The following is a 12,384-nucleotide window of genomic DNA, read 5'->3' on the forward strand; positions in this document are numbered from 1 at the left end:
CTCCGGCGGCCTGTGTTTGTGTGGCTGCAAACCGCTTGGGAGAGGTGAACCATCGTGACCATGCCCCCGTTCGGATCGAACGACCCGTTCTCCGACCTGCTCAGCCGGTTCTTCGGGATGAGTCCGCTGGCCTCCCCGCCCGCCGTGCAGCGGGTGCCGATCGGGCGGCTGCTCAGCGAGTCCTCCCAGGAGCTGCTGGGGCTCGCCGCGCAGCGTGCGGCCGAGGACGGCAGCAGCGACCTGGACACCGCGCACCTCGCCTGGGCGGCCACCCGGGTGGAGCCGTCCCGGCGGATGCTGGAGCGTGCGGGCATCGACCCGGACCGGCTCTCCGGGGACCTGGAGCACGTGCTGCCCTCCGGCAACTCGGAGGCGCTGGACGGGCGGCCCGCCCTGACCCCGTCGGCCAAGCGCGCGCTGCTCGCCGCGCACGCCCGTTCGCAGGCGGTCGGCGCCTCGTACATCGGCCCGGAGCACATCCTCGGTGCGCTGCTGGAGCAGGAGCGGTCCGGTGCGGGGACGGCGCTGCGCAACGCGGCGCCCTCGCAGGAGGCGTTGAAGTCGGTGCTGGACGGGCGCGGCACGGGCGGCGAGCGCAGCAGCACGGGCGGGCACCCGAGCGACACCCCGACCCTGGACGAGTACGGGCAGGACCTCACCGAGGCGGCGCGCGGGGGCCGGTTGGACCCGGTGGTCGGGCGGGCCGAGGAGATCGAGCAGACCGTGGAGATCCTCTCCCGGCGGACGAAGAACAATCCGGTGCTGATCGGGGAGCCGGGCGTCGGCAAGACCGCGATCGTCGAGGGCCTGGCCCAGCGGATCGTCTCCGGGGACGTCCCGCAGAGCCTGCGGGACAAGCGGGTGGTCACCCTGGACCTGACCGCGCTGGTGGCCGGCTCCAAGTACCGGGGCGAGTTCGAGGAACGGCTGAAGAAGGTGATCGACGAGGTCACGGCGGCCGAGAAGAGCGTGATCCTCTTCCTGGACGAGCTGCACACCGTGGTCGGCGCGGGCGGTGGCGGCGAGGGGTCGATGGACGCCGGCAACATCCTCAAACCGGCCCTGGCGCGCGGGGAGTTGAGCGTGGTCGGCGCGACCACGCTGGACGAGTACCGCAAGCACGTGGAGAAGGACGCCGCGCTGGAGCGCCGCTTCCAGCCGGTGCTGGTGCCGGAGCCGAGCGTCGAGGAGACGATCGAGATCCTCCGGGGGCTGCGCGACGCGTACGAGGCGCACCACCAGGTGCGGTTCACCGACGAGGCGCTGGACGCGTCGGCGACCCTCTCCGACCGGTACGTCAGCGACCGCTTCCTGCCCGACAAGGCGATCGACCTGCTGGACCAGGCCGGCGCCCGGGTGCGGCTGCGCAGCCTGAGCGGCTCCACCGAGTCGACCTCGGTGCAGGACCGGATCACCAAGTTGAAGCGGGAGCTGGACGAGGCGGTCGCGGACGAGGAGTTCGTCCGGGCCGCCAACCTCAAGTCCGAGCTGCGGCGCACCGAGGACGAGCTGGCGGCGATCGCCGAGTCCCGCGAGGAGGTCGTCGACGTGACCGCCGACGACATCGCGCAGGTGCTCTCCTCCCGCACCGGCATCCCGGTCGCGGAGCTGAACGCGACCGAGCGGGAGCGGCTGCTCAGGCTGGAGGACCACCTGCACGAGAAGGTGATCGGCCAGGACGAGGCGGTCACCGCCGTCGCCCAGGCGGTGCGCCGCGGCCGCGCCGGAATGGGCGACCCGGACCGGCCGACGGGATCCTTCCTCTTCCTCGGGCCGACCGGTGTCGGCAAGACCGAGCTGGCCAAGGCCCTGGCGGCGCTGCTGTTCGGCGACCCGGACCGGATGATCCGCTTCGACATGAGCGAGTTCCAGGAGAAGCACACCGTCTCCCGGCTGGTCGGCTCCCCGCCCGGGTACGTCGGCTACGAGGAGGCCGGGCAGCTGACCGAGGCGGTCCGCCGCAAGCCGTACAGCGTGCTGCTCTTCGACGAGGTGGAGAAGGCGCACCCGGACGTCTTCAACCTGCTGCTCCAGGTGCTGGACGACGGGCGGCTCACCGACTCCCAGGGGCGTACGGTCGACTTCCGCAACACCGTGGTGATCATGACCAGCAACATCGGCTCGCAGCGGATCCTGGACCACTCGGGCAACGTGGACGAGATCAGGGACGACCTGATGCGGGACCTGCGCCGGCAGTTCCGGCCGGAGTTCCTCAACCGGATCGACGAGGTGATCGTCTTCCACGCGCTCACCCGGAAGGACCTGCTGTCGGTGGTCGACCTGCTGCTGGAGCGCAGCCGGCGGCGGCTGCGGGCCCAGGACGTGCGGCTGGAGGTCACCGAGGCGGCCAAGGAGTACCTGGTCAACCGCGGCTACCAGCCGGAGTTCGGGGCCCGGCCGCTGCGCCGGACGATCCAGTCGGAGCTGGACAACCGGATCTCCAACCTGCTGCTGGACGGGACGGTGCGGGAGGGGGACACGCTGATCGCGGACGTCGGAGACGGGGAGCTGACGGTGACGCTGGCGCGGCCGGAGGCGTCGGCGGCCGTCGCGGAGGCGTCGGCGGGGGCGCAGCCGGAGGAGTAGCCGGGGGCGCCAGCAGGGGGAGTAGGGGGAGGCGCGGGCGGAGGGGTAGGCGCAGGGTGCGGGCGGCCGGGGCAGGGAGCTGACCGGTTCGGGCGTACTCCAGCGGGAGTACGCCCGAACGCCACCGGTGGAGGACGCGCCGGGGCCGGGCGCGGGTCTAGCCTTCCGGGCATGATGCCGCCCACGTCCCCACCGCCGGAGCAGGGGCCGCCCTCCCCGGAGGCGCCGCCCGAACCGTGGCGCCCGCCGTGGGCGCGGGGGGCCCGCTCGGGCCTGCCGGTGCGGCTGGCGGCGGCGGCCGCCGTGGTGCAGGTGGTCGGGTCGGGGTTCGCCGCCCGCCACCAGGACGGCCGGGCCCCGCTGGACGCCGTCGGCTACCTGCTGTTGCTGCTCGGCCCGGCGCTGCTGGCGGTGTTCGGCCGCCGTCCGGTCGCCGCGGTGGCGGGGACGTCGGTGGTCACCGCCGGGTACCTGGCCGCCGGGTACCCGTACGGCCCGGTGTTCGTGAGCTGGGTGATCGCCTGCTGCTTCGCGATCGGCTACGGACACCGCCGGGCGGCCTGGACGGGGGTCGCCGGGGTGTACCTGGTGCACGTCCTGATGTCCTTCGTCCTGCCGGACGACTGGCAGCGCGCCGCCAAGCCCCGGTTCGTCTGGCAGGTCGAACTCGGCCTGCTGGCCTGGCTGCTGCTGATGCTGGCGGTCGCCGAGCTGATCCGCTTCCGGCGCGAGCGGATCGCCGCCCACCGGGCCTACCGGCAGCAACTGGAGCAGCGCCGGGCCAACGAGGAACGGCTCAGGATGGCAAGGGAGTTGCACGACATCCTGGCGCACAGCCTGTCCCTGATCAACATCCAGGCCGGGGTCGCGCTGGCGCTGCTGGACCGGCGGCCGGAGGAGGCCCGCACGGCGCTGGTCACCATCAAGTCGACCAGCAAGGAGGCGCTCGGCGAGGTCCGCCAGGTGCTCGCCACGCTGCGCGGGCCCGACGCCGCGCCGCGTGGGCCGGCCCCCGGGCTGGGGCGGCTGGACGAACTCACCGAGCAGGCCGACCGGGTGGGGCTGGCGGTCGAGGTGCTCGAGGACGGCGTCCGCCGCCCGCTGTCCGCCACCGCCGACCTGACCGCCTTCCGGATCGTCCAGGAGGCGCTGACCAACGTGATCCGGCACTCGGTGGCCCGGGAGGCGGTCGTGGTGCTGGACTGGCGGGACACCGCCGTCCTGGTGGTCCGGGTCGAGGACCCGGGGCCCGCGGTGGTCGCGGACGCCGGCGGGTCGGGCAGCGGGCTGGTCGGGATGCGGGAACGCGCCTCCGCGTTCGGTGGCACCATCACGGCGGGGCCGCTGCCCGGCGGCGGCTTCCGGGTCCGGGCGGAGCTGCCGACACCGAAGGCGGAGAGCGATTGATTCGGGTACTGCTGGCGGATGACCAACTGCTGGTCCGGGCGGGCTTCCGGGCCCTGCTGGACCTCCAGGACGACCTCACCGTGGTCGGCGAGGCGGACGACGGCGAGGCGGCGCTGCGGCTCGCCCGCGAACTGCTGCCCGACGTCGTGCTGATGGACGTCCGGATGCCCCGGATGGACGGGCTGGAGGCCACCCGGAGGATCGCCGGGGATCCGGCGCTGTCCTCCGTACGGGTGGTCGTGCTGACCACCTTCGAGCTGGACGAGTACGTCTTCGAGGCGCTGCGCTCGGGGGCGTCGGGCTTCCTGGTCAAGGACACCGAACCGGCCGACCTGCTGCGGGCGATCCGGGTCGCGGTGGCCGGGGACGCGCTGCTCTCGCCGGGTGTGACCAGGCGGTTGATCGGCGAGTTCGCGGCCCGCTCCAAGGGGCCGGAGACGGCTCCGGAGGGGCTCTCGGACGTCTCGGCGCTGACCGAGCGGGAGCGCGAGGTACTGGCGCTGGTCGGGATGGGGCTGTCCAACGAGGAGATCGCCCGGCGGCTGGTGGTCAGCCCGCTGACGGCGAAGACGCACGTCAGCCGGGCGATGGTGAAGCTCGGGGCGCGAGACCGGGCGCAACTGGTGGTGCTGGCCTACGAGTCGGGGCTGGTGCGGCCGGGCTGGCTGGGCTGAGGCGCCGCGGCCGGCGGGGCGGGCGGGGCGGGGCCTCGGGCGCGCCTCCGTGCGCCGGGCCTCGGGCGCACCTTCGTACGCCGAACCCCGGGCCCGCTTCCGTACGGCTACTTCCGGCCCGGCGTGGCGCGGGGCATCCGTACTCTCCCGGGAGTACCCCAACTGCCGCTGCTGGTAGGACGCGTGATGAGACCCCTCGGCGGGACGCTCAAGGCACCTCGGGAAGACCCGGGGCCGTGGAGCCGACCGAGGAGATGAACCGTGATGACCACACAGCTGGCGGAGCAACTGGCGGACTGGCACGGGCCGGGCCCCTGGATCCTGCTGGTACCCCTGGTCTGGATCGCCGTGGTGGTCCTGGTGATCACCCTGCTGCGCCGGACGGTCTGGCGGCGGCGCGGCGCCTGCGGGTTCGGGGCCGGCGCCCCGGGTGGCGCGGAGCACCCGCTCGCCGTCCTGGGCCGCCGCTACGCCGAGGGCGACATCGACGCCGAGGAGTACCGCGCCAAGCGGGCGGTGCTCACCGAGCCGACGCGGGACGTCCCCCGGGGCGGTGGCGCCGCGTGACCACCCTCGACGTCGTACGCGGCACCGCCGCCCGGGTCGCCGACGCCGTGAAGGTCTACGGCGTCGGCGGCACCGAGGTCCGGGCGCTGGACCACGTGACGGTGGAGTTCCCGGCCGGGCGGTTCACCGCGATCATGGGGCCGTCCGGTTCGGGCAAGTCCACCCTGATGCACTGCGCGGCCGGACTGGACACCCTCACCGCCGGCAGCGCCTGGATCGGCGACACCGAACTCGGCCCACTGAACGACCGGCGGCTCACCCTGCTGCGCCGGGAGCGGATCGGCTTCGTGTTCCAGGCCTTCAACCTGGTGCCCACGCTCACCGTCCGGGAGAACATCACCCTCCCGCTGGACCTCGCCGGAGCCGCCCCCGACCAGGCCTGGCTGGACACCCTGATCGGGGTGGTCGGCCTCGGCGACCGGCTGCGGCACCGCCCGAGCGAGCTCTCCGGCGGCCAGCAGCAGCGGGTCGCGGTGGCCCGGGCGCTCGCCGGGCGGCCGCAGGTGGTCTTCGCCGACGAGCCGACCGGCAACCTCGACTCCCGCACCGGCGGCGAGGTGCTCGGCCTGCTGCGCCGCGCGGTCGACGAGATGGGGCAGGCCGTCGTCATGGTCACCCACGACCCGACGGCGGCCGGCCACGCCGACGAGGCGCTGTTCCTCGCCGACGGGCGGCTGGTGGACCGGATGGCGCGGCCGAGCGCCGACCGGGTGCTCGACCGGATGAAGGCCTTCGAACGGGGGCGGTCATGACCGCGGCCGACGCCACCCTCCGGCTCAGCCTGCGCTCGCTGCGCGCCCACAAGCGCCGGCTGGCCGGCACCCTGCTGTCCATCCTGCTCGGCGTCGCCTTCCTGACCGGCACGATGGTGCTCGGCGACACCCTGCGGGCCAACTTCGACACCCTGTTCGCCGATGCCAACGCGGGCACCGACGCGGTGGTCCGCAGCGCCGACGTCCTGGACTCCCCGGCTGCGCCCGGCGGGGTGCGGGCCCCGGTCGACGCCGCGCTCGCCGACCGGCTGCGCGCGCTGCCCGGTGTGGCGGCCGCCGAGCCGTCCGTCCAGGGCGCGGGCCAACTCATCGGCAGCGACGGCAAACCGGTCGGCGGCCAGGGCCCGCCCACCCTGGCGGGGAACTGGCTCACCGACGCCCGGCTGAACCCCTACCGGCTGGCCGAGGGCCGGGCACCGGCCGCGCCGGGCGAGGTCGTGGTCAACCGGGGCGCGGCCAAGGCGGGCGGGCTGCACCTCGGCTCGACCACCGTGCTGCGCACCCCCGATCCGGTGCCCGTCACCGTCGTCGGCATCGCCACCTTCGGGGCGAGCGCGGACGGCATGGGGCCGAGCACCTTCACCGCGATGACCTTCGCCGACGCCGAGCAGCACCTCACGCCCAAGGGTTCGGGGCAGGCCAGCTCGATCCAGGTCCGGGCGGCGGGCGGGGTGTCCCAGCGGGAGCTGGTCGACCGGATCGGCCCGCACCTGCCCGCCGGCGTCCAGGCGGTCACCGGCGCCGCGGCCACCCAGGAGAGCACCCAGCAGGTGTCCGGGCGCTTCCTCAGCCTGTTCACCACGCTGCTGCTGGTGTTCGCCGGGATCGCCCTCCTGGTGGCGACGTTCACCATCCACAACACCTTCGCCATCGTGGTCGCCCAGCGGACCAGGGAGAACGCGCTGCTGCGGGCACTCGGCGCGGCGCGCGGCCAGGTGCTCGGGGCGACGCTCGCGGAGGCGTCCCTGGTCGGCCTGCTGGCCTCGTTCGGCGGGCTGCTCGGCGGGATCGGGGTCGCGGCCGGCCTCAAGGCGCTGTTCTCGGTGCTCGGCTTCGCCCTGCCGACCGGCGGCATGGTGATCAGCACCGCCGCCGTGGTGCTGCCGCTGCTGGTCGGCACGCTGGTGGCGGTCGGTTCGGCGCTGCTGCCGGCCGTCCGGGCCGGCCGGACGGCGCCGCTGGCGGCCCTGCGGGAGACGGCGGTCGACGGGGCGGCCCGGGGCCGGGCGGGGCTCGTCCGGGTGGTGCTCGGGGGCATGCTGCTGGCGGGCGGCGTACCGGTCGCCGTCCTCGGTGCCACCGACGGCCCGTCGGTCCTGCTGACGGCGGGTGGGGCGCTGGCGGTGCTGGCTGGCACGGTGGTGCTCGGGCCGGTCGCCGCGGCCGTCGCGGTCCGGACACTGGGCGCACCGCTGCCCGGGCTGCGCGGGGTCTCCGGACTGCTGGCCCGGCGCAACGCGGCCCGCAACCCGCGCCGGACGGCGGCCACGGCGAGCGCGCTGATGATCGGCGTCGCGGTGGTCACGCTGTTCACCGTCTTCGGCGCCTCGATCAGGGCCACCCTGGACGACACGGTGGACAAGTCCTTCGCGGGCGACCTCGCCGTCACCACCGCCTCCTTCGGGGCGGGCGGCAGCGGGATCAGCCCCAAGGCGGCGGACGCCCTGGCCGCGCTGCCCGAGGTGCGGCAGACGGTCGGGCTCGGTCGCGGCGTCGCCCGGATCGACGGGCACGGCCGCACCCTGGACGTCACCGACCCGGCCCGGCTGCCCGGCATCGTCGACCTCGGCCGGGTGGACGGCTCGCTCACCGCGCTCGGCACGGACGGCCTCGCCGTCTCCCGCAGCGAGGCGAAGCAGCACGGCTGGCGGCTCGGACAGTCCGTCACCGTGGGCTTCACCGACGGAGCGAGCGGGCCGTTCACCATCCGTGCCCTGTACGAGGGCGGCGGGTTGGCCGGCGACTACCTGATGACCAGGCAGGTCTGGGCCCCGCACCGGGGGCAGGACGCCGACACCATGGTCGCGATCGGGCTGCGCGACGGCGTTTCGCCGTCCGCCGGAAAGGCGGCGGTGGTCAAGGCGCTGGTGCCCTACGGCAGTCCGCAGGTGCAGGACCGGGCCGAGTACGCGAAGAGCGCGGCCTCCGGGGTCGACATGATGCTCTCGGTGGTCTACGCGCTGCTGGCGCTGGCCGTCCTGATAGCCCTGCTCGGCATCGCCAACACCCTCACGCTGGCGGTGCACGAGCGGACCAGGGAGTTGGGGCTGCTGAGGGCGGTGGGCCAGACCAGGGCGCAGCTGCGCGCGATGGTCCGCTGGGAGTCCGTGCTGGTGGCGGCCTTCGGGACGGTGGGCGGCCTGGGGCTCGGGGTCTTCCTCGGCTGGGCGCTGGTGAAGGCCTCGGACAGCGCGGGGACGGGGTCGTTCGCGCTCCCGGGCGGGCAACTGGCCGTGGTCCTGGCGGCCGGACTGCTCGCGGGAGCGGTGGCCGGGCTCCGCCCCGCCGGGCGGGCCGCGCGGCTGGACGTGCTGCGGGCGATCGCGGCGGAGTAGGAAGGAGGGAGCGGTGGAGCAGGAGGGGGTACGGGAGCGGGGGAGGCCCCCTCGCAGAGGGCCTCCCCGAGGTCCCGGGTCCGGCGGGTCAGTGCGCCGGCGGGTCAGTGGGCCGGCGGGTCAGCGGGTCGGTGGATCAGCGGGGCAGCGGGCCGGCTGATCAGCTCACCGTGACCTGCGGGAACACCTCCCGCAGCAGCGGGTCCGGCAGCCCGCGCTTGCGCCACTCGCGCGGGTAGCCGAGCGAGACCTCCTCGAACGGGACGCCGTCGTAGGAGGTCTTGCGCGGAATGTGCAGGTGCCCGTAGATCATCGCCGCGGTGTTGAAACGGCGGTGCCAGTCGGCGGTCAGCTCGGTGCCGCACCACTGGGCGAACTCGGGGTACCAGAGGACTTCGGTGGGGTGGCGGACCAGCGGGTAGTGGTTGACCAGGACCAGCGGGACGTCCGGGTCGCAGGCCGCGAGCCGCTGCTCGGTCAGCCGGACGCGCTCGCGGCACCAGGAGTCGCGGTCCGGGAACGGGTCCGGGTGGAGCATCCGCTCGTCCGCGCAGACGATGCCGCTCTCGTACGCGGCCGCCAGGGACTCCTCCTTGGTGGTCGTCCCCGGGGCGCGGAAGGTGTAGTCGTACAGCAGGAAGAGCGGGGCGATCCGCACCGGGCCGGCGGGGCCGTGCCAGAGCGGGTAGGGGTCCTCGGGGGTGACGACGCCGAGGGCGCGGCACAGTTCCACCAAGTGGTTGTAGCGGGCCACGCCGCGGAGCTGGACCGGGTCCTCGGGGTGGGTCCACAGCTCGTGGTTGCCGGGGGCCCACACCACACGGGCGAAGCGGTCGGCGAGCAGGCCGAGCGCCCACTCGATGCTGGTGGTGAGTTCGGCGACGTCACCGGCGACGAGCAGCCAGTCGTCGGGGTGGGTGGGCCGGAGCTTCTCCACCAGGTCGCGGTTCTCCCGGTAGGAGATGTGCAGGTCGCTCACCGCGAGCAGCCGCCCGCCCCCGCCCGCCCCGGTGGGCCTCGGCTGTGCGTCGCTGCGGATCTCGGTACTCACTCCTGCCCCCTGTGGTCACCCGGCCGATGTGGCCACCCTACGTGGCGGGCGGGGGTCGTGGGCAGGGTTGACATGATCGACTGTTCGGCCCGGGGCGCCAGGGAGTTGAAGCCCGGTCAGGAGCCGAGGTCGATGAGCACACCGTGGGAGGTGGCGGTGGTGACGGCGAGGATGGCCAGCGAGGCGATGCCGAGGGCCAGGCCGAGGAAGGCGCGGCCGCGGCGGCTGGTGCCGCGGACCAGGGCCAGGGTGGCGAGGGTGACGGCGATCGGGCCCAGCACGAGGTTGAAGAGCAGCAGGCCCGGGAGGCCGAGCAGGAAGGAGGCGACGGCCAGGTTGTCGGCCTCGGCGGTGCCCTGACGCTCCTCGGCGGCGCGCTCGGCGCTGCTGCGGACGGCGGCGGTACGGCCGGCGCTGTTACGGCTGGTGACGGCGTTGCTGATGACGGCGCGGCCGGTGACGGCGTTGCTGGTGACGGCGTGGTCGGTGACGGTGCTCATGGCGGTGGCGGTCCTCTCGGCGGTCGACGGGAGTGGACGGTGCGGCGGGCTCAGCGGTGCCGCAGGCGGGCGACGCCTTCGCGGGCGCCGAAGGCGAGCAGCCAGGCGGAGATGGCGGCGGAGGCGGCGAGGAACACCGGGAGGGGGAGGTGGGCGGCGGTGCCGATCAGGACTCCCATGGCGACCAGTGCGGAGAACAGGATCACGGCTGGCTCCTTCGGCTGCGGCTGCGGCTGCTGCCGCGCCGATTTCGGTTGACAAGTGTTCACTGACTTCGAGGCCCACTGTACGCCCGGCTGGCCAAGTTCGGCAAACGACTGTTTACTGAATGGCGTGAATCACACCGTGGGGGCCAGACAGGCCCAGAAGCAGCAGAGCCGGCGGGCCTTGCTGGACGCCGGTCTGCACCTGCTGGCCGATCAGAACCTGGCGAGCCTGGGCGTCCGCGAGGTCACCCGGGAGGCGGGGTTGTCCCCGGCCGCCTTCTACCGGCACTTCCCGGACCTCGCCGCCCTCGGCGTCGCCCTGGTCGAGGAGTCGCTGGCCAGCCTGCACGTCATGATCCGCTCGGTGCTCGCCGAGGCCGGGGGCGCCGAGGAGCTGATCGACCGGGCGGTGGACGTCATCCAGCGGCACGTCCGCGAACACCGGCCGCACGTGCGCTTCCTGTCGCGCGAGCGGCACGGCGGGGTCCGGCAGGTGCGCGAGGCGATCGACGCCGAACTGGGCCGATTCGCCGCCGAAGTGGGCTCCGCCCTGGCGCTCCAGCCGGTCTCGGCGGGCTGGAGCGAGCAGGACCTGCGGATGCTGGCCGAGCTCTACGTCGACCACATGGTGTCGACGGCCTCCGCCTTCCTGGAGGCCCAGGAGGCGGACCCCGCCCGCGAGCAGCGGATCGCCGCCACGGCGCGCTCGCAGCTGCGCCTGATCAGCCTCGGCCGGCGGCACTGGCAGGGGAGTTGACCGCAGTAGGGCCCTGAGTGCCGGGCCGGGCACCCGCCCGGGCGCCGGGCGGTCGATTCCATGACCAGGGGTGTTCTCTTGGTCTGGTTTTGACTCTTGACAGTAAGTCATGTCCGCGACAGCTTTGGGGGACCCCCACACCGAGAGGTCTCTCATGAAGAAGCCGCTCATAGGCATGCTCGCCACGCTCCTGGTCGCGGGAGCCACCGCCCTCGGCGGTGCCGCCCCGGCCCAGGCCGCCGCCCCGGTGCAGGTCACCGCCCCGACGGAGGCCGCTGCCCAGGCCGAGGGCTCCGCTCCGGCGGCCAAGCCGGCCGCCGTCAGCTTCGCCGGGACGGTCGCGCTCAGCAACTGCTCCGGCTCCCTGGTGCGGATGCCCGGCTCGGCCGCGACCGACCCGGCCCTGGTGCTCTCCAACGGCCACTGCCTGGAGTCCGGTATGCCCGGCCCCGGCGAGGTCGTCCTCAACCAGCCCTCCAGCCGGACCTTCACCCTGCTCAACTCGACCGGCGGCCGCCTCGCCACCCTGCGCGCGACCAAGGTGGTCTACGGCGCGATGACCGACACCGACGTGTCGATCTACCAGCTGAACACCAGCTACGCCTCGATCAAGTCGAAGTACGGGATCTCCCCGCTGACGATCGCCGACACCCACCCCAACCAGGGCGCGGACATCCGGGTCGTCTCCGGTTACTGGAAGAAGATCTACTCCTGCTCGATCGACGGCTTCGCCTACCAGTTGAACGAGGCCGACTGGACGTTCAAGGACTCGGTCCGCTACACCTCGGGCTGCAACGTGATCGGCGGCACCTCGGGCTCGCCGGTGGTCGACGCCTCGACCGGTCTGCTGGTCGCCGTGAACAACACGATCAACGAGAGCGGCGAGTCCTGCACCCTGGACAACCCGTGCGAGGTCGACGAGTCGGGCGCGGTCACGGTGCACCAGGGCATCGGCTACGCCCAGGAGACCTACGGCATCCCCGCCTGCTTCGCACCCGGCAACCGCCTCGACCTCACCCTGGCCGGCTGCACCCTGCCCCGCCCGTAGGCCCCGCTCGCACGCCCTGCCCGTAAGCCCTGTCCGTGCAAGCCCTGTCCGTAAGCCCTGGCCCGGCCCGGGTGCCCCGGCCCGCCCGCACCGCACCCCCTCGGCGGGCGGGCCGACCCACCTGGCCTCCGGGCCGTCGAAGGAACCGCAGCGACCCCCTTGACCAGCACCTTCTCCCCGATGGGCCACCCGCGACCAGGCGGGTGGCCCATTCGGCCGTCCACCGGGCGGCCACCGCACCACCCGCACCGCAGAGTAGT

11 protein-coding genes are annotated in these 12,384 nt (G+C 73.9%); 8 read left to right on the forward strand and 3 right to left on the reverse strand.

Features of this window, described 5'->3' with window-relative positions; all coding sequences use genetic code 11:
* Positions 1–60 precede the first annotated feature (60 nt).
* The 6 genes from ACFY2K_RS22655 (at position 61) to ACFY2K_RS22680 (ending at position 8,562) form a co-directional block, all read left to right on the forward strand.
* Positions 61–2,586 (forward strand): ATP-dependent Clp protease ATP-binding subunit, encoded by a 2,526-nt coding sequence (locus ACFY2K_RS22655; RefSeq protein ID WP_387713628.1) that lies wholly within the window; start codon positions 61–63, stop codon positions 2,584–2,586.
* 171 nt (positions 2,587–2,757) lie between these two features.
* On the forward strand, positions 2,758–3,993 hold the full coding sequence (locus ACFY2K_RS22660; RefSeq protein WP_387713514.1) for a sensor histidine kinase: 1,236 nt from the start codon (positions 2,758–2,760) through the stop codon (positions 3,991–3,993).
* Complete coding sequence (locus tag ACFY2K_RS22665) at positions 3,990–4,667, forward strand: response regulator (RefSeq protein ID WP_375887821.1); 678 nt, start codon at positions 3,990–3,992, stop codon at positions 4,665–4,667. Before ACFY2K_RS22660 ends, ACFY2K_RS22665 begins: the two co-directional genes overlap by 4 nt.
* 264 nt (positions 4,668–4,931) lie before the next feature.
* Positions 4,932–5,234, forward strand: coding sequence for an SHOCT domain-containing protein (locus ACFY2K_RS22670; RefSeq protein ID WP_375887823.1), 303 nt, complete (start codon positions 4,932–4,934; stop codon positions 5,232–5,234).
* Positions 5,231–5,986, forward strand: coding sequence for an ABC transporter ATP-binding protein (locus ACFY2K_RS22675; RefSeq protein ID WP_375887825.1), 756 nt, complete (start codon positions 5,231–5,233; stop codon positions 5,984–5,986). The genes ACFY2K_RS22670 and ACFY2K_RS22675 overlap by 4 nt, the downstream gene beginning before the upstream one ends.
* The gene (locus ACFY2K_RS22680) at positions 5,983–8,562 is read left to right on the forward strand and encodes an ABC transporter permease (protein WP_380643406.1); all 2,580 of its coding nucleotides are present in this window, start codon (positions 5,983–5,985) and stop codon (positions 8,560–8,562) included. The genes ACFY2K_RS22675 and ACFY2K_RS22680 overlap by 4 nt, the downstream gene beginning before the upstream one ends.
* A gap of 160 nt (positions 8,563–8,722) precedes the next feature.
* Here ACFY2K_RS22680 and ACFY2K_RS22685 read toward each other — a convergent pair whose 3' ends face one another.
* From ACFY2K_RS22685 to ACFY2K_RS22695, 3 genes are all read right to left on the reverse strand, one after another.
* Entirely contained in the window at positions 8,723–9,601 is an 879-nt protein-coding gene (locus ACFY2K_RS22685; protein WP_380525260.1) for a metallophosphoesterase family protein, read from the reverse strand.
* Positions 9,602–9,729: 128 nt separating this feature from the next.
* Positions 9,730–10,113, reverse strand: coding sequence for a hypothetical protein (locus tag ACFY2K_RS22690; RefSeq protein ID WP_380525253.1), 384 nt, complete (start codon positions 10,111–10,113; stop codon positions 9,730–9,732).
* 50 nt (positions 10,114–10,163) lie between these two features.
* Complete coding sequence (locus ACFY2K_RS22695; RefSeq protein WP_375887834.1) at positions 10,164–10,319, reverse strand: hypothetical protein; 156 nt, start codon at positions 10,317–10,319, stop codon at positions 10,164–10,166.
* A gap of 127 nt (positions 10,320–10,446) precedes the next feature.
* On the opposite strand from ACFY2K_RS22695, the gene ACFY2K_RS22700 reads away from it, so the two are divergent.
* On the forward strand, positions 10,447–11,076 hold the full coding sequence (locus tag ACFY2K_RS22700; RefSeq protein ID WP_380406134.1) for a TetR family transcriptional regulator: 630 nt from the start codon (positions 10,447–10,449) through the stop codon (positions 11,074–11,076).
* A gap of 154 nt (positions 11,077–11,230) precedes the next feature.
* Positions 11,231–12,124 carry a trypsin-like peptidase domain-containing protein gene (locus ACFY2K_RS22705; RefSeq protein WP_380593043.1) on the forward strand — a complete coding sequence of 298 codons (894 nt, stop codon included), beginning with the start codon at positions 11,231–11,233 and terminating at the stop codon, positions 12,122–12,124.
* Positions 12,125–12,384: the final 260 nt, after the last annotated feature.

The organism is Kitasatospora sp. NPDC001309 (assembly GCF_042896295.1).
Classification (GTDB): Bacteria; Actinomycetota; Actinomycetes; order Streptomycetales; family Streptomycetaceae; genus Kitasatospora.